At 60.4% G+C, this 22,439-nt stretch carries 24 protein-coding genes and 1 pseudogene; 20 read left to right on the top strand and 5 right to left on the bottom strand.

Annotated features, from left to right (window positions below; all coding sequences use genetic code 11):
* Positions 1-47: 47 nt before the first annotated feature.
* The 12 genes from nac (at position 48) to JUI81_RS13140 (ending at position 9,818) form a co-directional block, all read left to right on the top strand.
* Complete coding sequence (gene nac, locus JUI81_RS13195; protein ID WP_204124430.1) at positions 48-953, top strand: nitrogen assimilation transcriptional regulator NAC; 906 nt, start codon at positions 48-50, stop codon at positions 951-953.
* A gap of 115 nt (positions 954-1,068) precedes the next feature.
* On the top strand, positions 1,069-1,497 hold the full coding sequence (locus JUI81_RS13190) for an acetyl-CoA carboxylase biotin carboxyl carrier protein subunit (RefSeq protein WP_204124429.1): 429 nt from the start codon (positions 1,069-1,071) through the stop codon (positions 1,495-1,497).
* A 32-nt stretch (positions 1,498-1,529) separates the two neighbouring features.
* Entirely contained in the window at positions 1,530-2,882 is a 1,353-nt protein-coding gene (accC, locus tag JUI81_RS13185) for an acetyl-CoA carboxylase biotin carboxylase subunit (protein WP_204124428.1), read from the top strand.
* Positions 2,879-3,550: a 5-oxoprolinase subunit PxpB gene (pxpB, locus tag JUI81_RS13180; protein ID WP_204124427.1), complete on the top strand. Its 672-nt coding sequence runs from the start codon at positions 2,879-2,881 to the stop codon at positions 3,548-3,550. The genes accC and pxpB overlap by 4 nt, the downstream gene beginning before the upstream one ends.
* A complete protein-coding gene (locus JUI81_RS13175; RefSeq protein ID WP_204124426.1) occupies positions 3,547-4,518 on the top strand; it encodes a biotin-dependent carboxyltransferase family protein in 972 nt (323 codons plus the stop codon). Before pxpB ends, JUI81_RS13175 begins: the two co-directional genes overlap by 4 nt.
* 12 nt (positions 4,519-4,530) lie before the next feature.
* Positions 4,531-4,935, top strand: coding sequence for a biotin/lipoyl-containing protein (locus tag JUI81_RS13170; protein WP_204124425.1), 405 nt, complete (start codon positions 4,531-4,533; stop codon positions 4,933-4,935).
* Between the two features lie 19 nt (positions 4,936-4,954).
* Positions 4,955-5,722 carry a LamB/YcsF family protein gene (locus JUI81_RS13165; protein ID WP_204124424.1) on the top strand — a complete coding sequence of 256 codons (768 nt, stop codon included), beginning with the start codon at positions 4,955-4,957 and terminating at the stop codon, positions 5,720-5,722.
* Between the two features lie 132 nt (positions 5,723-5,854).
* Positions 5,855-6,607 carry an SDR family oxidoreductase gene (locus JUI81_RS13160; RefSeq protein ID WP_007935474.1) on the top strand — a complete coding sequence of 251 codons (753 nt, stop codon included), beginning with the start codon at positions 5,855-5,857 and terminating at the stop codon, positions 6,605-6,607.
* A gap of 117 nt (positions 6,608-6,724) precedes the next feature.
* The gene (locus JUI81_RS13155) at positions 6,725-7,426 is read left to right on the top strand and encodes an amino acid ABC transporter permease (protein WP_007935475.1); all 702 of its coding nucleotides are present in this window, start codon (positions 6,725-6,727) and stop codon (positions 7,424-7,426) included.
* Between the two features lie 6 nt (positions 7,427-7,432).
* Complete coding sequence (locus JUI81_RS13150; RefSeq protein ID WP_007935477.1) at positions 7,433-8,176, top strand: amino acid ABC transporter permease; 744 nt, start codon at positions 7,433-7,435, stop codon at positions 8,174-8,176.
* A 23-nt stretch (positions 8,177-8,199) separates the two neighbouring features.
* Positions 8,200-8,928 carry an amino acid ABC transporter ATP-binding protein gene (locus JUI81_RS13145; protein ID WP_177318277.1) on the top strand — a complete coding sequence of 243 codons (729 nt, stop codon included), beginning with the start codon at positions 8,200-8,202 and terminating at the stop codon, positions 8,926-8,928.
* A 56-nt stretch (positions 8,929-8,984) separates the two neighbouring features.
* Positions 8,985-9,818, top strand: coding sequence for an ABC transporter substrate-binding protein (locus JUI81_RS13140; RefSeq protein WP_204124423.1), 834 nt, complete (start codon positions 8,985-8,987; stop codon positions 9,816-9,818).
* Between the two features lie 108 nt (positions 9,819-9,926).
* Here JUI81_RS13140 and JUI81_RS13135 read toward each other — a convergent pair whose 3' ends face one another.
* On the bottom strand, positions 9,927-10,388 hold the full coding sequence (locus JUI81_RS13135) for a MarR family winged helix-turn-helix transcriptional regulator (RefSeq protein WP_204124422.1): 462 nt from the start codon (positions 10,386-10,388) through the stop codon (positions 9,927-9,929).
* Positions 10,389-10,536: 148 nt separating this feature from the next.
* A complete protein-coding gene (locus JUI81_RS13130; protein ID WP_028939803.1) occupies positions 10,537-10,989 on the bottom strand; it encodes an Ohr family peroxiredoxin in 453 nt (150 codons plus the stop codon).
* A 283-nt stretch (positions 10,990-11,272) separates the two neighbouring features.
* On the opposite strand from JUI81_RS13130, the gene JUI81_RS13125 reads away from it, so the two are divergent.
* The 7 genes and pseudogenes from JUI81_RS13125 to JUI81_RS13095 all read left to right on the top strand — a co-directional run bounded on the left by JUI81_RS13125 (position 11,273) and on the right by JUI81_RS13095 (position 17,694).
* Positions 11,273-12,253 (top strand): quinone oxidoreductase, encoded by a 981-nt coding sequence (locus tag JUI81_RS13125; RefSeq protein WP_204124421.1) that lies wholly within the window; start codon positions 11,273-11,275, stop codon positions 12,251-12,253.
* Between the two features lie 14 nt (positions 12,254-12,267).
* Positions 12,268-13,113 carry a TauD/TfdA family dioxygenase gene (locus JUI81_RS13120; protein WP_019581932.1) on the top strand — a complete coding sequence of 282 codons (846 nt, stop codon included), beginning with the start codon at positions 12,268-12,270 and terminating at the stop codon, positions 13,111-13,113.
* An 88-nt stretch (positions 13,114-13,201) separates the two neighbouring features.
* Entirely contained in the window at positions 13,202-14,254 is a 1,053-nt protein-coding gene (locus JUI81_RS13115) for a 3-keto-5-aminohexanoate cleavage protein (RefSeq protein ID WP_019581933.1), read from the top strand.
* 100 nt (positions 14,255-14,354) lie between these two features.
* Entirely contained in the window at positions 14,355-15,686 is a 1,332-nt protein-coding gene (locus tag JUI81_RS13110) for an MFS transporter (protein WP_204124420.1), read from the top strand.
* Positions 15,683-16,363: a DsbA family oxidoreductase gene (locus JUI81_RS13105; protein ID WP_204124419.1), complete on the top strand. Its 681-nt coding sequence runs from the start codon at positions 15,683-15,685 to the stop codon at positions 16,361-16,363. The genes JUI81_RS13110 and JUI81_RS13105 overlap by 4 nt, the downstream gene beginning before the upstream one ends.
* Positions 16,360-16,686, top strand: coding sequence for a Rieske 2Fe-2S domain-containing protein (locus JUI81_RS13100; protein ID WP_026286598.1), 327 nt, complete (start codon positions 16,360-16,362; stop codon positions 16,684-16,686). The genes JUI81_RS13105 and JUI81_RS13100 overlap by 4 nt, the downstream gene beginning before the upstream one ends.
* A pseudogene (locus JUI81_RS13095) lies at positions 16,683-17,694 on the top strand (YeiH family protein). The gene JUI81_RS13100 and the pseudogene JUI81_RS13095 overlap by 4 nt, the downstream one beginning before the upstream one ends.
* A 158-nt stretch (positions 17,695-17,852) precedes the next feature.
* Here JUI81_RS13095 and JUI81_RS13090 read toward each other — a convergent pair.
* The 3 genes from JUI81_RS13090 to JUI81_RS13080 all read right to left on the bottom strand — a co-directional run bounded on the left by JUI81_RS13090 (position 17,853) and on the right by JUI81_RS13080 (position 21,402).
* Positions 17,853-18,506 (bottom strand): DUF2931 family protein, encoded by a 654-nt coding sequence (locus JUI81_RS13090; protein ID WP_028939797.1) that lies wholly within the window; start codon positions 18,504-18,506, stop codon positions 17,853-17,855.
* A gap of 2 nt (positions 18,507-18,508) precedes the next feature.
* Positions 18,509-20,110, bottom strand: a complete 1,602-nt coding sequence (locus JUI81_RS13085) for a DUF2235 domain-containing protein (RefSeq protein ID WP_028939796.1) — start codon at positions 20,108-20,110, stop codon at positions 18,509-18,511.
* A gap of 254 nt (positions 20,111-20,364) precedes the next feature.
* Positions 20,365-21,402: an AraC family transcriptional regulator gene (locus tag JUI81_RS13080; RefSeq protein WP_019581939.1), complete on the bottom strand. Its 1,038-nt coding sequence runs from the start codon at positions 21,400-21,402 to the stop codon at positions 20,365-20,367.
* A gap of 356 nt (positions 21,403-21,758) precedes the next feature.
* Between JUI81_RS13080 and JUI81_RS13075 the strand changes: the two genes are divergently transcribed.
* On the top strand, positions 21,759-22,325 hold the full coding sequence (locus JUI81_RS13075; protein WP_064616845.1) for an alpha/beta hydrolase: 567 nt from the start codon (positions 21,759-21,761) through the stop codon (positions 22,323-22,325).
* Positions 22,326-22,439 lie beyond the last annotated feature (114 nt).

The following is a 22,439-nucleotide window of genomic DNA, read 5'->3' as shown; positions in this document are numbered from 1 at the left end:
TAAAGCTTGTGGGCAGCCCCCCTTTGTTGAGCAAGAGCATCGCCACCGTGAACCTGCGTCGTTTGAAGTATTTCGTGAAACTCGTCGATATCGGCAGCATGACCCAGGCCGCTGATGTGCTGCATGTCGCCCAACCGGCACTCAGTCAGCAACTGGCCACGCTGGAGGCGGAGTTGCAGCAACAATTGCTGATCCGCACCAAACGCGGCGTCACCCCGACCGAGGCGGGGAAGGTGCTCTATGGGCACGCGCAAATCATTCTGCGCCAGTGCGAACAAGCTCAGAGCGATATCAACGCCACGGGGCGGGCCTTGTCCGGGCAAGTGTCGGTCGGGCTGGCGCCAGGCACTGCCGCTTCGACGCTGTCCCTGCCGCTGTTGCGCAGGGTGCGCGAGCGTCATCCGGGCATTCTGCTGTACCTCAATGAAAACTTCGGCACCACCTTGAGCGAGTTGATCATGAATGGCCGGATGGACATGGCCGTGCTCTATGGCGGGCGTGAAGTCCATGGCTTGAGCTTCGTCTCGCTGCTGCGCGAGCACCTCTATCTGGTGAGTGCCGATTCTGCTGTCAGCGCTCTCGACGAGATCCCTCTGGCCGACCTGGCGGACATGGACATGCTCCTGCCGCGTCCCTACAACGTCATGCGCCGACTGGTGGATGAAGCCTTCCTGCGCATCGGCCTGAGTGCGCGGGTGGTGGCTGAAATCGAATCTTCGATCACCCTGACCGCTGCGGTCGCCGAGCACTTCGGTTCGACGATCCTGCCCGAGTCCTCGGCGCGGGTGATGGTCGCCGCCACCTCGATGCACATGTGTCGCATTGTCGAGCCCGAGGTCGAGGCGCCACTGGCGCTGTGTCTGTCCGGTCACCTGCCGCTGTCGGTGCCGGCCCAAGCGGTCAAGGCGATCCTGCTGGAACTGGTCGCCGAGATGCGCGGCAGCCTGATCTGAGTGGTCATAAGGACGGCTTATCACCCCAAAGCCAAAGCGTCTTGGTCGTCGTTCGGCGGGCTCGCTACATTGACCCCATCCACTTAAGACACGCTCGACAGGCAGGGGCCCACGCATGGATTCAGAACGCATCAAGGGGTTGATCGATTTGCTCGCCGAATCCGATCTGCTCGAACTGAGTCTGACCGAAGGTGACAGTACGGTTCGTCTTTTCAAGCAGGCCGGAAAGGTTTTGACCGCAGAGCCGTTGACCGGGCCATTGCCGGTATCGGCACCGCCGCCATCCACGGCAGATACCCCGACGGTGCAGGCCATCGAGGTCAAGGCCAGCCTGTACGGCGTACTACATCTGACGCCCGCCGCAGGGGAAGCACCGTTTGTCACGGTCGGCGGGCAGGTCGAAGCCGGGCAGACCCTGGCGGTCATCGAGGCGATGAAAATGTTCCACCCGGTCAAGGCCAAAGCCGCCGGACGGATCGCCGCGATCCTCGCCCAGAGTGGCGCCGAAGTCGAAGCCGGTCAGTCGTTGTTCCGTCTCGACTGATCCCAAAGCCCATCCTCTTTCAGGTGAATTCAATGTTCGACAAAGTGCTGATCGCCAACCGTGGCGAAATCGCCCTGCGCATTCAGCGTGCCTGCCGTGGCCTGGGGATACAGACCGTGGTCGTGCACTCCGAGGCCGATCGCTACGCCCAGTACGTGCAAAACGCCGATCAGGCCCTGTGCATCGGGCCGGCGTCTCCCGGCCAGAGTTATTTGAACCAGGCTGCACTGCTGTTCGCGGCCAAGGTCAGCGGTGCTCAGGCGATCCATCCGGGTTATGGCTTTCTGTCGGAGAATGCCGGGTTTGCCGAACGCATCGAAGCCGCCGGCCTGACCTTTATCGGGCCGAGCGCCGAATGCATTCGCACCATGGGTGACAAGGTCGCCGCCAAACGGGCGATGCGCGAAGCCGGCGTACCGTGCGTGCCGGGTCCGGATTCGGTGATGCCCACCGATGATGAAAGCATCCAGGCCATCGCACGTGAAATCGGTTATCCGGTGATCGTCAAGGCCGCTGGCGGCGGCGGTGGTCGTGGCATGCGCGTGGTGAAAGAGGAGGGTGAACTGCTCGATGCCATCGCGCTGACCCGTGAAGAAGCACGGCTGGCCTTTGGTAATCCGGAGCTCTACATCGAGAAGTTTCTCGGTCATCCGCGGCACGTGGAAATACAGGTGTTGTGCGATGCCCATGGCCATGCGATCTGGCTGGGTTGCCGCGATTGCTCCTTGCAACGCAGGCATCAAAAGGTGCTTGAAGAAGCGCCGGCACCTGGCATTGATGCCGAGCTGATTGCCAAAGTCGGTGAACGCTGTGCCGCTGCTTGCCGGCAGATCGGCTATCGCGGCGTCGGCACCTTCGAGTTTCTGTATGAGGACGGTGAGTTCTTCTTCATCGAGATGAACACCCGGCTGCAAGTCGAACACCCGGTGACGGAGATGACCACCGGCATCGACATCGTCCAGCAGCAACTGCGCATGGCCCGAGGTGAAGTGCTTGAGCTGCGTCAACAAGACGTGCAGCTCAACGGTCACTCGCTGGAATGCCGGATCAACGCCGAAGACCCGATCTCGTTCATGCCGACCCCGGGGCTGATTCAGCGCTGGGAAGTCCCCGGGGGCTTTGGTGTGCGGGTCGACTCTCATGTCACCGCCGGCTATCGGGTGCCGCCTTACTACGACTCGATGGTGGCCAAGGTCATCACCCACGGCGCGACACGCGATGAGGCCATGGCCCGGATGCGTCTGGCCCTGAGTGAAATGTACGTGGAAGGCATCTCGACCAATATCCCGCTGCACCGCGACATTCTCGACGACCCGGCGTTCTGCAGCGGTGGCGTGGACATTCACCACCTGGAGCGCTGGCTGCAACAACGGAGTCCGACATGAGTACTGCTTCTGTATCGCTGCGTCCGCACATCAGCCTGCTGGGGTCCACGGCTTTGCTGTTCGAAGCCCCCGGCGAGCTGGATCTGGCGCCGCAACAACGCATTTGGAGCCTGGCTTTGCAGGCTGGGCAATGGGCCGACATACACGAAGCGGTCCCTGGCATGAACAACCTGATGCTGACCTTCACCAAGCCGCCGCGCGACCTCAACGGATTGTGCGAGCGATTGCTTGAGGCCTGGGAGCAGAGTCAACCGCTGCCGCTCGAAGGGCGCATTGTCGAGTTGCCGGTGGTGTATGGCGGTGAGTTCGGTCCGCACATGGCTGATGTGGTGGCGCACACCGGGCTGGATATCGACACCATCGCCAACCTGCATTGCGAACCGTTGTATCCGGTGTACGCCTTGGGCAGCCATCCCGGTTACTGCTACCTCGGCGGCATGGACCCGCGTCTGGCCACGCCACGGCGGCAGGTGCCGGTGATCAGTATTGCCGCTGGCTCCGTGTCGATCGGTGGGGTGCAGACCGGTGTTTCGGCATCGGCCGGTCCCAGCGGCTGGAACACCATTGGCCGCACCGAAATGTCATTTTTTGACCCGACCCAAAACCCTCCGGCCATGCTGCGGCCGGGCGATATGTTGCGCTTGCGCATCGAGAGGATCATTCGATGATCGAGATTTTATCGGCCACCGCCCTGGCCACCGTGCAGGACTTCGGCCGCTTCGGCAGCCTCGGTTACGGGGTGGGAACCTCCGGCGCGATGGACCATCTGGCGCTGGCGTTGGGCAACCTGTTGTTGGGCAATCCCGAGGACGCGGCGGCGATCGAAATTCCGCTGTTTCCATTTGAGGTGCGGTTTGTTCAGGACTGTGCTTTCGCGGTGACCGGCGCGGCCTGCGAAGCCTCCCTCGACGGTCAGCCACTACCGCCGTTCTGGGTGGCGCAGGCCAGGGAGGGCCAGGTGCTCAGCCTTGGTTATCCGACCTCCGGTAGTCGTGCCTATCTGTGCCTGGCCGGCGGAATCGATGTGCCGCAGGTGCTTGGCTCGCGCAGCACTCAATTGCGTGGTGAGTTCGGTGGCTTGCAGGGACGAGCCCTGCAGCAGGGCGACCGACTCGCAGCGCTGCGTCCGGGAAAGAGTGCGCTGCCCACTGATTTCGGGGTGGTGTCGCCGAGCCAGGCGTTGCCATTGCAACGCGATGGGCTGCCGGCCATGCGCGTACTGCCAGCGGCTGAATACGAGTGCTTTCTGGAGGATTCCCGTGCGGCATTCTGGGCTGGCGAGTGGAAGGTCACCACCCAGAGCAACCGTTACGGTTACCGCCTCGAAGGCACGCCGATCTTGCCCAAGGCCGCCATGGAAATCCGTTCCCACGGCATCGTTCCCGGGGTGATTCAGGTGCCCCACGGTGGCCAACCGATCATCCAGATGCGCGACGCGCAACCCAGTGGCGGTTATCCGAAATTCGGCACAGTGATCGAGGCCGACCTGTGGCGCCTGGGTCAGGCACCGATCGGTAGCAAAGTGCGGTTTATCGAGTGCAGCTACAGCGAAGCCGTCGCAGCCCTGGAAGACAATCAGCGCTATCTCGAGGAGGTTCGCCGCTTGGTCGAGCTTCACGGGCTGGCCTCGCGTTAAGGACATTTGAACATGACAAATCAGGAAATCCGCCAGTTGGCGGTATGGCTCAAGGAGACCCACCTGGCTGGCGCGGAAATACGTCGTCCGGGGCTGCACCTGGTGCTCAAGCGCAGTGCCGACGAAGTTGCCGTACCGGCTCGAATCGCGGTGTCAGCGGCAGCAAACGCAACCGATGAACCGCTATTGAAAACCCCAGGCCTGGGCCGATTGCTGCTGACGCACCCCGAGCAGAGCGACGTGCTGGCATCGGTTGGCAGTCGGGTGGAACAAGGGCAACTGATTGCCCTGCTGCAAGTCGGCGACCTGCTGCTGCCGGTCCGCAGCGACAGGGCCGGGCGGGTGACGGCGGTGCTGGTGCCTTGTGGCACGACGGTCGGTTATGGCGAGGCGTTCATGCGCCTGGATGCGGCATGAACGGGCGAGGAAAGCAGTGATGAAAATTGATTTGAACGCTGATCTGGGCGAGGGCTTCGGTCCGTGGCGCATGGGCGAGGATGAGGCGTTGATGAGCTTGATCTCCTCGGCGAACGTGGCGTGCGGTTTCCATGCCGGCGATCCGCTGATCATGGACAACACCGTGCACCTGGCCAAGGCCGGTGGCATCGATCTGGGCGCTCATGTGGGCTTCCCCGACTTGATGGGGTTCGGTCGGCGGCAGATGAACATCGACCTCAAGGAGCTCGCGACTTATGTGATCTATCAGCTCGGCGCGCTGGCGGGGATGGCGGCGGTCAATGGTCACCGCATGAGCCACATGAGCTTTCACGGCGCGCTGGGCAACATGGTCGCGGCCGATGCGGCGCTGGCTGAGCCATTGGTGTGTGCGGTGGCGGCGTTCGATCCGACGCTAATCATCAGTTCGTCTAGCAGTCGCGCCATCGAAAACGCTGCTGAGAAATGCGGACTGCGGGTCGCCACGACGTTTCTCGCCGACCGCGCCTACGACGATGACTGCCTGCTGGTGCCGCGAAAAGTGCCGGGGTCGGTGATCAAGGAACCGGCCGCCGTGCTGCTGCGGGTTCGGCAGTTGCTGGAGGAGGGCACGGTGACCAGTCTCAATGGCAAGCGCATTGCCGTGCCGGCGCACTCGATCCTGTTGCATGGCGACACGCCCGGTGCAGTGGAACTGGCACGTACGATCCGTCGTGAAATCGAGTTGGCCGGCGGCTGTATCACACCGATTTCGCAGCTGTTGGCGTAACGGCCGCACGGTCATAAGCAGGGCTTATTGCCACACAGTCATTCCGTCTTGGTCCAGCGCTTCAGGGCTGGATAGAGTCGAAGCCATTGCGATCACCCGAGTGATCCGCACACGTAATACGAGGACAGCTTCATGCCATTTTCAGATTACAAAACCGCGCTGGTGACCGGCGCTTCTTCCGGGATTGGCGCCGCCGTCGTCGAGCGTCTCTGTCAGGAAGGCGTGCAGGTGCATGCCTTGGCCCGCAGCGCCGACAAGCTGCAAGAACTGGCCGCTAAAACCGGCTGTATCGCTCACGCCATCGATGTCACCGACCTGGCCGGGCTGACGCGCCTGTTCGAAACCCAGCCGTTCGACATTCTGGTGAACAACGCCGGTGTCGACAAACCGGGCTCGATTCTCAAGGCCGACGCCGAAGGCATCGACTTGCTGATTGACGTCAACCTGCGTGCGGTATTGCACCTGGCTCGTCTGGCGTTGCCGGGGATGGTCGAGCGCGATTGCGGCCACATCATCAACATCAGTTCGATTGCCGCGGCGTACAACTTCGGCGGCAACTCGACTTATCACGCGACCAAAGCGGCGGTGAGCATGCTGTCGCGACAGTTGCGCATCGATGCCTTTGGCAAGCGGGTGCGGGTCACCGAGATCTGCCCAGGCCGAGTGGCCACCGACATCTTCGCCCACGTCCACGGTGACTCCGAAGAGACCTACAAGCGCTTTGTCGAAGGGTTCGAACTGCCTCAGGCCAAGGACATCGCCGACGCCATCGCGTTTGCCATTGCCGCACCGATTGCGGTCAACGTCGGGCACATGGAAATCACCCCGACCCTGCAAGTGCCCGGCGGCCTTTCCACCGCCCGTCCGCAGGATTACCAGGGCTGAGTTCCCCCGCACGAAACGCTACAGAAGAACGGATTGATCCGTCATCGCGGTACCCACGCCAAGCCTGTGCCTGGCGCCTTATCCCTGCCCTTATCCCAATGCCGATGGGGATTGACCATGAAGCATGACTTCGATTTGGCCGCGGTTCTGCAAGGCGAATATGCCGAGCTGATCGTCAAGGGCATCGAAATAACTCTACAGCTGGCGCTGTTCGCCTGGCTGCTGGCAATGGCCCTGGCGCTGTTGCTGGTAACCGTACGCCTGACCGGCAACAAGTATGCCGACCGACTGGTGGCCGGCTACGTGTCTTACCACCGCAACGTGCCGACACTGGTGCAATTGATGCTCTGGTATTTCGGTGTGCCGACCTTGCTCAGCGAGTCCACGCAACTGTGGCTGGCGAACTACAGCACTGAATACCTGTTCTCGGTGATTGCCCTGGGGCTGTGTCAGGCGGCGTATTTCTGTGAAGACATCCGCAGTGGCCTGCGCGCCATTCCGGCCGGGCAGACCGAAGCCTCCAGGGCGCTCGGGTTGGGTTATGTGCGCTCGATGCGTTACGTGATCCTGCCGCAAGGCGTACGCAACTGCCTGCCGTCCTTGATCAACCACACCGTGCTGTTGTTCAAGAACACCAGCCTGGCCATGGCCATCGGCGTGGTGGAGCTGACTTACGCCACCCGCGAGGTCGAGAACTACACCTTCCGCACGTTCGAGTCTTACCTGGTCGCCACGGTGTTCTACCTGGTCTTTTCATTGCTGTTGATGGGGCTCGGCGCGCTGTTGGCACGACGCTTCAACAAAGCGCTGGCGAGGTAGACGACGATGTTCGATATCTTTTCGATTGTGCAGCAAAACTGGACCTTGTTTCTGATCGGCCAGTACCCGCACGGCCCTTTGGGCGGGTTGGCGAGTACGTTGATTCTGGCGGCACTGGCGCTGTTGCTGGCATTCCCTTTCGGCTTGCTGCTGGCGTTGGCGCGGGTTTCGCCATGGACCGGACTGCGCTGGGCCGCCACGGTCTGGGTGTATGTGCTGCGAGGCATCCCGCTGCTGATGGTGATCTTCTGGACCTACTTCCTGGTGCCGTTGCTGATCGGCCATAACATCACCGGGTTCGTGACCATGCTCTGCACACTGGTGATCTACCAGAGCGCCTACCTGTGCGAAATCATTCGCGGCGGCATTCAGGCACTGCCGGCGGGGCAGTACGAAGCGTCCCGGGCGCTGGGCCTTGGTTACCTGCGCACGACGATCTGGGTGATCTTGCCGCAAGCGCTGTACAACGCTCTACCCAGCCTGATCAGCCAGTTCATCTCGATCATCAAGGAAACCTCCCTGGGTTATGTGATCAACGTCCAGGAAGTGACCTTCGCCGCCAACCAGGTCAACAACCAACTGCTGACCAAGCCGTTCCAGGTGTTTTTCATCCTGGCGATCATCTACTACCTGCTCTGTTTCGGCCTGACCCATCTGGCCGGCTGGGTGGAGCGCCGTATCGCTCGCAAGCGTCTGGGCAATGGCGGTCAGGCCGTGGCGGCCGACCCCTTGCTGGCCATCGATAATTGAAGAGGGTTGCGTCCATGCATCCAATGATCATGTTTTCCAACATCAATAAATGGTACGGCGAGTACCACGCGCTGACCGACATCACTGCTGAGGTGAAACCCGGAGAAGTGGTGGTGTTGTGCGGCCCGTCAGGGTCTGGCAAGTCGACGTTGATCCGTACGGTCAATCGTCTGGAAGACATCCAGAAAGGCCAGATACTGTTCGATGGCCAGGACGTGCACGGCACTGATGCACACATCAATCGGCTGCGCAGCCGTGTAGGTTTCGTGTTCCAGAGTTTCAATCTTTTTCCGCACCTGTCGGTGCTGGAAAACATCACATTGGCACCGACCAAAATCCGCAGCCTGAAAGGCTCGGCGGCCAAGCAACAAGCCATGCAGTTGCTTGATCGGGTAGGCCTGGCGCACAAGGCCGGTGCGTATCCGGCGCAGTTGTCCGGCGGTCAGCAGCAACGGGTGGCGATCGCCCGGGCGCTGGCGATGGAGCCGCCGGTGATGTTGTTCGATGAACCCACCAGTGCCCTCGACCCGGAAATGGTCGGTGAAGTGCTGAACGTCATGAAGAGTTTGGCCAAGGATGGAATGACCATGATGTGTGTGACCCACGAGATGAATTTCGCCCGTGAAGTCGCCGACACCATCTGGTTCATGGACGCGGGTCAGATTCTGGAAAAGAGCACGCCCGAGAGCTTTTTCAATCAGCCCTCGCACCCGCGGGCACAACGCTTTATTGCCGATCTGCGTGCCCATTGAGCCGCAGTGATTTTGCTCCCTCTGCCATCCGACTTTCCAATCCCAGGAGTTTTTCCATGCGTATGAAGCATCTGTTTGTCACGCTGGCGTTAGGTCCTCTGGCTGTTGCGGTAGCGCAGGCCGATCAATTGAGCGACATCATGGCCAAGAAGTCGTTGAGCTGCGGTGTGTACGCCGACGTGCCGCCATTTTCCGCCCCGGACCCGAAAACCCGTGAGCTGGTGGGCATGGACGTCGACCTGTGCAAGGCACTGGCCAAGACCATGGGCGTCGCATTGGAGCTCAAGCCGCTGTCTGTCGAAGCACGGATTCCTGAAGTGAAAATGGGCCGAGTCGATGTGATCTTCGCCAACCTGGCTTACACAAAAACGCGGGCTGAACAGATCCAGTTCAGCGATCCGTACTACATCGCCAAGGAAACCCTTGTGGTGCGCGCGGCCCACGCCGATCAGCCGAAGAGCTACTTCAAGGACAAGCGCATCAGCTCCACCAAAGGCTCGACCTCCGAGCAGTCGATCCGCATTGCCGGGGCCACACCGGTGACGTTCCAGGACACCGGTTCGGCCTACATGGCCTTGCAGCAGAACAAGGTCGTGGGCCTGGTCACCAACACCATGACCGCCCTGAAACTGGTCAATCAGGCCAAGGCCAGCGGCGTCGAATTGGCGCTCGCCAAGGAGCCGATGGCGCTCGAGCCAATTGGCGCGGGCATGCGCAGGGATGAGCCGGCGTTCCTCGCCAAGGTCAACGAGTCGTTGGCGACCATGGAAAAAGCCGGCGAGATCGACGCGATCTGGGATCGCTGGATCGGCCCGAACACCGAGTACAAAATGGTTCGCGAGGACAAAGTGCAGAGCCTCAGCAGCTTGAAGTTCGATCCTTTGCCTTGAACCGATACACCGTCATTGCCGGGCAATGATAGAAAAAGTCCGGCGAGTGTTCCAGCGTCGGGCTTTTTTACGTGTGCGGATGGTGCGAAAGAAACGATCAGCAGACGTTCATTCCTCGGCTTTCGTCGATTTGATGAGATTGCTGCGCAGTTTCACGATCGCGTTCTGCAACTGTGCGAACTCGTCCGGTTCCAGACCGGTTGCGTGGGAAAGGCCCTTCTCAGGGCGGTCTTCGCGTAGCTGTCGACCGCTTTTCGTCAGGCTGATCCGCACCTGTCTTTCGTCCTCGGGATCACGCTGCCTCTGCAGATAGCCCATCGCTTCCAGTTTTTTCAGGATCGGTGTGAGCGTGTTCGATTCGAGAAACAACTTCTCGCCCAGGCTGCCCACGGTTTGGTGGTCTTCCTCCCATAGCGCAACGATGGTGATGTATTGCGTATAGGTGAGCCCCAAGTGCTCGAGTATCGGCTTGTAGGCCTTGCCGAAGGCCAGGTTCGTGGAATAAACCGCAAAACACAGGAAGTCGGAGAGCTTCAGATCAGCGGGGACGGTCTTGTCGGTGCGTTTCATGTGCTTCCTCATTGGCCAAAGTAGAAGGCTCGCAAAAGCAAAATATACCTCGTGTACGATTTTATCGGAATGGGTTTGGCCTTGTTATTCGCATGCGCTTAAAGCGCATGCGATGTATGTGGGTAAAAAAAATGCCAATCGCGGTGCGTTAAACCGTGAGGACGTTCAGGGCCACGTCGATATTGCCGCGCGTCGCCTTCGAGTACGGGCAAATCTGATCGGCGGTGTGCGCCAGTGTCGTTGCAACGTCGTGCGCCAGACCCGGCACGCGGAGCGTCAATCGAGCCTGAAGGAAGTAGGCCGCACCGGTCTGGCCCAGATCGACTTCGATGTCGACCGACAAATCAGACGGCAGCACCACGTTCATGTCATTGGCCACCAGCCCGACAGCGGCGGTGTAACAGGCCGACCATGCACCGGCGAACAGTTGCTCGGCGGTCGGGTGTGGCTGAATGGCGGTGAACACGTGCGCCGGTTTCGCGCTTCCAGGCGACGACAGCGTAATGTCGAGGCTGCCGTTATGACCACGCGACGTGTTGCCAGCGGCGCTGGCGGTGGTGTGAGTTTTGCCGGTCATCAGGACTTTTTCGATCTTGCTCATGGGGTGGATCCTCAGTGTTTCGAATGATGTGATTTGTGTGTCGTATACGTTTGTATCGCATGCGATCTAATAATAATTGCGCAGGCACCCATCGCTGTCAATCAGTCGGGTTGCGCCACCCGACGAGTGGCCTGTTGATGCCGCCCGTACCCGCCGGCTCACTGTCATGAAATGAAAAGCCATTGTCGTCTGATGAGAAGCGGCTCGTCAGGCGGCGTCCTACAGTCCAGTCAGCGCAAATCGACGCTGCACGCCAACCTTGCAGACTGGAGAATAAGAAAACATGGCCAAAGCCGTACGCTTCTACGAAACCGGTGGTCCCGAAGTCCTTCGTTATGAGGACGTCGAAGTCGGCGAGCCCGGTCCAGGTCAGGTTCGTCTGCGTCATGTGGCGGTGGGTCTGAACTATGCCGATACCTACTTTCGCAATGGCACCTATCCGATCCCGATGCCCAATGGCATGGGGGTCGAAGCCTCCGGCGTGGTCCAGGCGATCGGCGAGGGGGTTACCAACGTGCGCGTGGGGGATCGCGTCACTTACACCGGTTTTCTCAATACATTGGGTGCCTACAGCACCGAACGGCTGATCCCGGCCGCACCGCTGATCAAGTTGCCGGAAACCATCAGTTTCGAGACCGCCGCGGCGATGACCATGCGCGGCCTGACGTCGTCGTACCTGATGCGGCGCATTTACGATTTCAAGGTCGGCGACAGCATTCTGCTGCACGCTGCCGCCGGTGGTGTGGGCCTGATCGTGGCGCAGTGGGCCAAGCTGCTCGGCCTGACCGTCATCGGCACCGTGTCCACCGAGGTCAAGGGTGAAATCGCCAAGGCCCATGGCTGCGACCATGTGATCAATTACAGCCATGAAGACGTCGCCCCGCGTGTGCGCGAGTTGACGGACGGCGTTGGTGTCAACGTGGTGTTCGACAGTGTCGGCAAGAACACCTTCATGGGTTCCCTGGATTCGCTCAAGCGTCGCGGTCTGATGGTGTGCGTCGGCACGGCCTCCGGTCCGATCCCGGCTGTCGATCCGGTACTGCTGGCGATGAAAGGCTCGCTGTTCATGACCCGCCCGGCCCTGGCCGACTACATCGCCGACCCGGCGGAAAAAACCGCGTTGGCCAATGAGTTGTTCGACCATGTCGGCAGCGGCCGGATCAAGATCGAGATCAACCAGCACTATGCCTTGCAGGATGCCGTCCAGGCCCATCGTGACCTGGAATCACGCAAGACCACGGGCTCATCGATTTTCGTCATTTAAGGGAGTCGTCTTCCATGAAAGTCGAACAATTGACCTGCAGCATTGGCGCGGAACTGCTGGGCGTCAACCTCGCCGATGCGGTGCATGACGACGGTCTTTTTGCCGAGATCCGTGCTCAGTTGCTCACGCATCGCGTGGTGTTCCTGCGTGATCAGGAGATCACCCGGGCCGAGCACGTGGCCTTCGCCCGGCGCTTTGGCGAGCTGGAGGATCACCCGGTGGCCGGCAGTGATCCGGATCATCCAGGGCTGGTGCGCATCTACAAGCGCCCGGACCAGCCGATGGACCGTTATGAGAACGCCTGGCACACCGATGCGACCTGGCGCGAAGCGCCGCCAATGGGCTGTGTGTTGCGTTGCGTGGAATGCCCGCCAGTTGGCGGCGACACCATGTGGGCCAACATGGTGGAGGCCTACGCGCGGTTGCCGGATGACGTAAAGGCGAAGATCGCCGACCTGCGTGCGCGCCACAGCATCGAAGCGAGTTTCGGTGCCGCGATGCCGATTGAAAAGCGTCTGGCGCTCAAGGCGATGTACCCGGATGCCGAGCATCCGGTGGTCCGTACCCATCCGGAGACTGGCGAAAAGGTGCTGTTCGTCAACGCCTTTACTACCCACTTGAGCAACTACCACACCCCCGAGCGGGTGCGCTTCGGCCAGGACGCCAACCCGGGTGCCAGTGAGTTGCTGCGCTACCTGATCAGCCAGGCTTACATCCCCGAGTACCAGGTGCGCTGGCGCTGGAAACCCAACAGCATTGCCATCTGGGACAACCGCAGTACCCAGCACTACGCCGTCATGGATTACCCGCCGTGCCATCGCAAGATGGAACGCGCCGGCATCATCGGCGACAAGACTTAACGATCGACCGCAGCTGCATTCGCTCTCACAGACACGTCCGCCCGGCGCGATCCGGGCGTGCGGACAACCATAATAATAGGAGTAACCCATGCAATTCTTCGACGATTCCCTGCACCCGGAAAACATGGAAAAGGTAGTCATCACCGTGGCCCCGTATGGCCCCGAGTGGATGCCGGAAGACTTTCCCGAAGACATCCCGTTGACCATGGATGAGCAGGTGCAGAAAGCGGTCGATTGTTATGAGGCGGGTGCCACGGTTTTGCACCTGCACGTGCGCGAACTGGACGGCAAGGGTTCCAAGCGTCTGTCCAAGTTCAACGAGTTGATCGCCGGTGTGCGTGAAGCCGTGCCGGACATGATCATCCAGGTTGGCGGTTCGATTTCCTTCGCACCCGAAAGCGATGGTGAAGCGGCCAAGTGGCTGTCTGACGACACTCGCCACATGCTCGCGGAGCTGACGCCAAAACCGGATCAGGTGACGGTGGCTATCAACACCACCCAGATGAACATCATGGAGTTGCTGTATCCGGAATACCTGGAAGGTACGTCCCTGGCCAACCCTGCCTATCAGGCGGCCTATAGCGAAATGACCGTACCGGCTGGCCCGGCCTGGGTCGCCGAACACCTCAAGCGTCTGATGGACAACGGCATCCAGCCGCATTTCCAACTGACCGGCATGCATGCCATGGAGACCCTTGAACGCCTGGTTCGCAAAGGCGTGTACAGGGGGCCGTTGAACCTGACCTGGATCGGCATCGGCGGCGGTTTCGATGGCCCCAATCCGTTCAACTTCTTCAACTTCATCCATCGTGCGCCGGACGGTTGCACCCTGACCGCCGAATCGCTGCTCAAGAACGTACTGCCGTTCAATACCATGGCGCTGGCGATGGGGCTGCACCCTCGCGTGGGGATTGAAGACACGATCATTGATCAGAAGGGCAAGCGTTTCAGCTCGGTGCAGCAAATCGAGCAAACCGTACGCATCGCCCATGAACTGGGTCGCGAAATCGCCACCGGTAAAGAAGCCCGCGAGATCTATCGCATCGGTGTGCAGTACCAAAGCATCGAAGAAGCCCTGTTGGCCAATGGCATGGCCCCCAACCGCAAGGCCGGACAAAAAGGTGTGCCGCAACGCGGCTGATCGACCGATCGGCAGACGAAGCGGGCGGTCAAAAGCCTCCCGCTCGCTGCTTGGCAACACGCTTGATAACAACAATAAAACGAAGCTTTGAGGAGGCTGCATGGCCTTTCACCCAATCGCCGCAGACGATGACGACGGCAGTGGCGTCGGCATTGCGCGCAAGTATGCCTGGATCGTCTTCGCACTGACGTTCGGCCTGCTGATTTCCGATTACATGTCGCGCCAGGTACTGAATGCGGTGTTTCCGATGCTCAAGGGCGAGTGGGCCCTGAGCGACGGTCAACTCGGCCTGCTCAGTGGCATTGTTGCCCTGATGGTCGGCCTGCTCACCTTCCCCTTGTCGTTGTTGGCGGATCGCTTCGGTCGGGTCAAAAGCCTGGCGTTGATGGCGCTGTTGTGGAGCCTGGCCACACTGGGCTGCGCGTTGGCGCAGGACTACCAGCAGATGTTTATCGCCCGCTTCATGGTGGGGGTAGGCGAGGCAGCCTATGGCAGCGTCGGCATCGCGGTGGTGATTTCGGTGTTTCCCAAACACATGCGTGCAACGCTGGCCAGTGCCTTCATGGCGGGCGGCATGTTTGGCTCGGTATTAGGCATGGCGCTGGGCGGTGCCATCGCCGCCAAACTGGGCTGGCGCTGGTCGTTCGCCGGCATGGCGCTGTTCGGCCTGCTGCTGGCGGTGCTTTACCCGATCATCGTCAAGGAAGCACGCATTGCTCCGCAGCGTGCCGCGCAGGCGGCGAACAAGGCGGCTGCCGCGGTCAAGCGTCCGTTGCGTACGCTGTTTTCCAGCCGCTCGGTGATCGCGGCCTACATCGGCAGTGGCTTGCAACTGTTCGTCGGCGGCACCGTGATTGTGTGGATGCCCAGCTACCTCAATCGCTATTACGACATGGCCACGGACAAGGCGGGCGGCGTCGCGGCGATCATCGTGCTGTGCAGCGGCGCGGGGATGATCCTGTGCGGCATGCTCAGCGATCGACTGTGTCGCCATTGGCCGGAGCGCAAAGTCGCTTTGGCCATCGCCTATTGCCTGGGCAGTTGTCTGCTGTTGTCGACGGCCTTCGCCCTGCCGCCAGGGCCTGTGCAATTGGTGCTGATCTGCCTGGGGATGTTGATTGCCGCCGGCACGACCGGTCCTTGCGGAGCCATGGTTGCCAACCTGACCCATTACTCGGTCCATGGCACGGCCTTCGCCACGCTGACCTTGGCCAACAACATGCTGGGGCTGGCGCCTGGGCCGTTCATCACCGGCCGGGTGTCCGACCTCATCGGCTTGCAGGCGGCTTTTCAAATGGTGCCACTGGTCAGTATCGCGGCAGCGGCCGTGTTCTTTTACGCCAAGTGTCATTACCACAAGGACATGGCCCGGCTTCAGGGCGAGCAAGTCCACGATTCGATTGGCAAAGCGGTGTTAGAGGTGAAGTTGTGAGTGGTCGTTTACGTATTGATGTGTTTTTCGATTTCATCTGCCCCTGGTGCCTGATCGGCAAGCGCCAACTGGAGCGCGCGCAAGACCTGCTGCGTGTCCAGCAACCCGGCGTGGAAATCACCACGGTGTGGCACGGGGTGCAATTGCTGCCGCAGCTGCCGGCACAGGGTGAACCCTTTGTCGATTTTTACCTCAAGCGCCTGGGCAGTCTTAAAGCCGTAGCGATGCGCCTGGCCCAGGTGCAGCAGGCTGCGATGGCGGAGGGCGTGCCCATCGATTTGAGTCGCATCGTCCGCATGCCCAATACCGCCGACGCCCATCGCTTGCTGGAGCGTGCGAAGGTGCTGGGCAATAGCGCCCAATGCGATGTTTTGCTTGAGCGTTTGTTCGCAGCCTATTTCCAGCTTCAGGGATCAGAGAGCGGTGAGGATCTGGGCAGCCAGGAGACCTTGCTTGCCATCGCCCGGTCGTGTGGTTTCGACCCTGATGCCATGGCCTCCTGCCTGCAAGGCGACGGCGATCCTTACATTGGCAACGAGGCGGGAGCCGCCAGTGGCGTGCCCAGTTTTCAGTTCGACGGTCGCCTGACGGTGGTGGGCGCGCAGCCTGCCGAGGCGCTATTTGACGCCATGTGCGAAGCCTTGCTCGACAGTCATCGCGCGCGGCAACCGGCATGAGTCTTCGAATCCCCGTGCCCGCTGGAAAACTCCCGCCGGCAGGCGGTCGTGCGCTGTTCGAATGCGATGGTAAAAGCCTGGCGTTATTCAACATCGAAGGTGACCTGTTCGCCATTGACGACAGTTGCCCGCACCAGGGCGCCTCGTTGTGTGGCGGGCGCCTTGAGGGGCGGGTGATCCAGTGCTGCGCCCATGGCCTGCGCTTCGATCTGCGCAGCGGTTACTTGCTCAATTCAACCCAGGTCAAAGTTGCCAACTATCCGGTCGAGACAATTGACGGCCAGGCATTCATCGTCATCGCTTGCGAGGAGCCCGCGCCATGAACGCTATCGCACTTACCCGTATCCACAGCCGAACGCGCGAATTGGCGCCAGGCTTTATCGTCAGCTTGATCGTGGCGGCCGCCGCGTCCTTTTTGTCCGAGCATTACGGTGCGCCGGTGATGCTGTTTGCCTTGCTGTTGGGCATGGCGCTGAACTTCCTGGCCAGTGATGGTGCCTGCAAGGCTGGCATCGAATTCACTGCACGTACTGTGTTGCGCATTGGCGTGGCCTTGCTCGGCATGCGCATCACCCTTGAGCAGATTGCCGCGCTGGGCTGGAAGCCTGTGGCCCTAGTGGTGATTCTGGTGGTGGTGACAATCGGCGTTTCGGTGATCGCGGCCAAGGCGCTAGGGTTTCAGCGCTTGTTCGGCATGCTCACCGGCGGAGCCACTGCGATTTGTGGTGCCTCGGCGGCGTTGGCGCTGGCGGCGGCATTGCCCAATCATCCACAGAAAGAACGCGCGACGTTGTTCACGGTGATCGGGGTGTCGGCGCTGTCGACCCTGGCGATGATCGTGTACCCGATGATTGCCAATTGGCTGTCGTTGTCGCCGCAAGTGGCGGGGGTGTTCCTGGGGGGCGACCATCCACGATGTCGCCCAGGTCGTCGGCGCTGGTTACAGCCTGTCGACCGAAACTGGCGATACCGCAACAGTGGTCAAGTTGATGCGGGTGGCGATGCTGCTGCCGGTGATCGTGTGTGCGGCGATGGTCACGCGCATGCAGGGTGCCGATCCGACCGGCAAGCGACCACCACTGCTACCGTGGTTCGCCGTCGGTTTTCTGCTGCTGGCCTGTATCAACAGCACCGGCTGGGTTGCCCCGGTGGTGCAAGGTTCGGTCAATGAACTGTCGCGTTGGTGCCTGGTGGTGTCCATCAGCGCCCTGGGTATGAAGACTCAGCTCAAGGAGCTGGCGGCGGTCGGTATCAAACCCATTCTGCTGATGGTGGGGGAGACGGTGTTCCTGGTCGTGCTGGTGTTGCTGTTGCTGCGCTGGGGGCTGTAGACACGCGACAACCTCATTCACGAGCGGCGTTGCACTGCGTTGCCTCCATGGCGCGGTGGGACTCTCGGCCGGTGTCCCTGACACCGGTTCTTTTGCGGCGACTGTGCCAGCAGTCGCCGTTTTTTTTGTTTGACCGGTTCTGGAACAACGATACGTCGTCACCAACTGCCATAGGGAATGCCAAAGCGTTCGATGTAGCGTTTGGAAGAGTCTTTGATCTTTCCGTGGTAGCCGTTGTACTTGCCTTGATAGGGGCCTAACGGCTCGATGCCGACTTGGCCACGGTCGACTTTGTGGGCACGGAAACAATCGTCCCAGACCCAGACCTGAATGATGCCACCCGGCGCCAATCCCAGATTCAGGGCCGCACTCGGGTTGGCGGTGAACTCTGGGGTCTCGTGGCAACGTTGGGCTGTCGAGTTGCGCATGATATCGCGGGTGGACTCGGAGATATCGATCCAGCCCGCGTAGGTCTTGCGCTCGACAATCGATTGCCAGCGCACATAGAGGCGCTTCGGCAGGTCGGCGCCTGTGACGGGCTTGCCGGCCCCGCCAATACCTACCCAGCCCCGCGCATTTTCAGTTCCATTCTCGTGGTCGCTGCTACCCGCTACCCCCGCAGCGATATTGTAAAAAATTCGCCCGTTTATATCCTCGACAGCGGAGGTCTCGACCCATACCGTCATATGAGCGGGCTCGGTGAAGCCGATGTACCACCAGGATGTCCTGTAGTCGTTTTTGGCCGACAGCGGATCGACGGGTTGGCAGGCACCTATCGATATAAGCGCCAATAACAGGATCAGAATTTTCATGGTTACAGTGTCCATTCCGGTACATGAGGGTGGTGCACCCTTGCGGCATCTGCCGTTGGGATATGGGCATAGGCCAGTTCGAATCGGGTGATGCGAGGCCCCGAAAGGAAAGTCGGGGTCCAGTGCGCTGACTGGTGGATGTAGTGCAGCTTCAGCAATTGCTCCTCTGCGGCGGTAACGCGGTAATCACCGGCGACAAACCGCTCGCACATTGGCTCAAGTTCCGCGGGTGGTGCTAATTCGGGATCTTCCTGAGGATCGTCAAATTCAACCCCATGCTTTTTGGCAGCTTCATACATCACCCGCAGGTACACCCGCGACAGCCCGGCACCGATCTTACGTCGTAGCTGTAAACCGACAAATACCCGCTTTTGTTTTGGCGCGTTCTGCTCTCTTGGTTCAGGCAGCAGCTTTACCGGATCTGGGGTGATCAGTTCCAGCATCTCCATGGGCCAGCCCTTGGCGTGCCATTTCGCCCGTTCCTGTTGGGCATCGCGGTAGATCGAGGTGGTTTTTACGTCGGTGAACTCACCAACTTCCAAGGCCTGCATGGGGTTGAGTAACACGCACTCTTCGATGTCTTCGCGGTAACCACCGCCGATATCCGAGTGAGCACCCGGCAGGCTGATTTCCAGATGGTCCGGACCGACGCTGTTGAGGGCGAAGTTCGCGCGGTACTCGTCCCGTGCCACCAGTTGCAGAACATTGGGAAAGAAGCGCGGCATCAAATACAACTTGACCCCGGGGGCTACCGGGCTGCGCACATAACCCAGGTTACTCAGGCCACCCACGGAAGCGACGGTGTCGAACAGGCCGACAAACCCGATGTTGACCCCTTCACCAAAGACCTTGCTGAAGCCCCGGGCGAACAGGCTATTCGGCAAGTACAGCGTTTCCCTGAGCGGACTGTTGGTCCCTGACAGGCACAAACAGGCGAAATGTCGGGCGGCGGCCGCACCACGGCTGAAGCCGAACACGTCGAAGGTCAAGGAGCTGATCTGGATGTCCGGGAAGACCTGATGAAAGTTGCGTAACCGCCGTTTGATCTGGCCGAATGCGTCAAATACCCGAGCTTCGATACCGGTCTCACCCCGGCCCCAAGCCATGCCCAGCAGACTGTCTTGCCCGCCTGCGGTCGTGCCAATACCTTCGACATAGACTTTATCGAATGCCTTTTTTTGCTGGATGATTTTTCCCCGGTCGGTAGATGTCATGTACAAATCATGTAACCGCGCAACATTCGTCACCTCACCCCCATAGCTGCCGTCAGGGTCCTGCATATACGGCTTGCAACTCCCATCCATATCCTCCGTCGACACCGGATGATGAGCCCCGCACTTGCGCCCCATCTCCACATTGAACGGGTTATTGCCGGTGCCATCGAAAAACACCCCGATACGCAGGGTGACATTCGCGAGAGCGGCTTCCTCGCGTTTTTCCTTGGCTTCCCACTCAGCGTTGTGGTGCTCCTCCCGCGCCCGCTGTCGGGCCATCATTTCATCGTATTGAGCCTGGTTCGGTCGGTGCACGGGCCGTCGGGCACGCTCTGCCAGAGCTCGCTCGCGGCAGACGGCACAGTGGTAACCCACAAAGTCCTTTTCCATGGATGCATCCCTTTTGCGCAAAGCCCGTCCCCGGGCGCCAAATCAGTGATCGGTTTCCTGGGAACAACGGTGCGCGTTGGGGAATAGGTGACGCTGCCAGTCGCGGCTTGATCGCTTGTAGGATCGAGATGGGATGGTTGAAGCCTGAGGCTGTCAGAAAAGCCTTCAGGCAATGAATGCGGGGTATGAGGTGTGGAATGGCAGCGGACTTTTTTGCCCGCGCCAGCCATAGATGACTCGAAGGTGCGGCTAGCTCAGGACTCTTTGGAACCAGAGAGCGGTCTTGAGATGGTTTGTTTTTGTGCGCTGCGCCATGTAGCGGGCGGCATGCCGAACTGGGTGATGAACCAGCGTGTGAAGGAGCTCGCCATGGAGTAGCCGAGCATGTCGGCGATCCGGCCCAGCGAGTAATTCGGATTGTCCAGGTAGCGCAGCACCAGGTCGCGGCGAACGTCGTTGATCAGGTCGTTGAAGGCGCAGCCGTCGTCTTTGAGGCGACGCTGCAGAGTCCGGACATTCATGCCCTGGGTCTGGGCGATCTGCTCGATGGTGGCGCGTCCCATCGGCAGCAGCAGGTAGATGGCTTTGCGCACCTCGAACAGTATCGACGGGCCTTCGTGGTTGAGCAGCGAGTCGAGGTAACTCTGGGCGTAGCGCGCCATGGCCGGGTCGGCATTGGGGTTGGTCATGTCGAGGCTGGCGTCGGAGCAGACAATGCCATTGAACTCACTGCCGAACTCCAGCGTGCAGCCGAACAGACGGCGATGCAGTTGCAGGTTGTCCGGGGGCTGGTGCGTGAAGTTGACGCTGTAGGGGTGCCAGTGGGTGCCGAGCAAGGCAGCGCACAGACGGAACATGACCCCGATGGCCAGCTCAGTGGCCTGGCGGGAAGGCATGGGCGATTCAGTGACTACCTCCTCGCGAATGATCACCATCTTGTCGGCCTCTTCAATGAAGATGGCCAGCGAATCATTCATCAGGTGACGGTAATTCACCACGACCTGCAAGGCATCACGCAGCGTACGTTGGTGGCTGAGGAGCAGGCTGACCACTCCGAAGTCCGAGAGTTGGCGCGACTCGGCCATGCTCAGGCCGAAATTCTGGCAGCCGCTGGCGGCGGCCGAGTCTTCCAGCAGGCGTACGGCGGCATCAATGGGAATGCGGTGTTCGGGCGCTTGCAGCAGGGCTTTGCTCAGGCCGACGCCGGCCAGTACATCGCGCGGGTTGAACCCCAGGTATTGAGTGACCTCCAGGTAGTTGGTCAAGACGGCGGCGCGAACAAGCTTGGGCATGCGAAAGTCTTTCCTGGGCCGGTTGCGATTCAAATGAGCGTGGCGACTATATCCAGCACATCAGCAATTGAACAGTTGCGAGGTTGTCGAGGGCGCTCGCTCAAATCTGTCCAGGATCACCTCCGTTGTCGTGGCGCAATCGACGCTCACCCGTTGATTACAGTGACCCGCAGAGAACCTGCGGGGATTTACGACCAATGGTCGCCGCGTGCCGATCCCTGAAAATTTGTCATGAAAAGAAAAGTGCTTGACGTCCAATGAAAAGCGCTTCGGGTGGGCGCTCTTTAATGTCAGTCCTACAAAAAGCCCCTGGCCAATAGAGCCAGTCGAGTCATCGAGAAAGCGAAGGTGTTGACGTGGACAAACTGCAAACTGCCGCAACCGTTCTGATCGTACCGGGCCTGCGCGAGCACGTTGCCGAGCATTGGCAAACGCTGCTTGAAGCCAGGTTGTGCAAGGTGCGCAGTGTGCCGCCGCAGGCAACCGACAAGCTCGATTGCGCCAAGCGGGTCGAAGCGATTCAACACCAGCTGGAGCAGATCGATGGGCCGGTGATTCTGGTGGCCCACAGCGCGGGCGTGTTGATGGTCGCACACTGGGCTGCGCAACACAGCCGGCCGATCAAGGGTGCGCTGCTGGCCACTCCTCCGGATCTCGATGCTGATTGGCCGCAAGGCTACCCATCCGCTGAAACCCTGCGTACCCAGGGTTGGAACCCTCTGCCAAAAGGGCCGCTGCCGTTCCGCAGTCTGGTGGCCGCCAGTACCAACGACCATCTCGCCAGCCTGGCCGCCGTCACTCAGCTGGCTGAAGGCTGGGGCAGTGAACTGCTCAACGTAGGCGATGCAGGTCATCTCAATCCGGCTGCAGGCTTTGGCCACTGGCCTCAAGCCGAAGCTCTCATCCTGGAGCTGGACCGCTAGTTCAGGCGCCGGGTGGCCCTCAGTCATCCGGCATTTGCCCTCATTCCTGAAAAACGCAACCCCCTGGAACAAGGGGGGGTGAGGGCGGCTGCGCTTAAAACAAATACAAAAAGG

Origin of the sequence: Pseudomonas sp. 008, from assembly GCF_016861935.1 — a bacterium.
Lineage (GTDB): Bacteria > Pseudomonadota > Gammaproteobacteria > Pseudomonadales > Pseudomonadaceae > Aquipseudomonas.
Note: the sequence above shows the minus strand (reverse complement) of the source record. Positions and strands in the feature narration are given on the sequence as shown.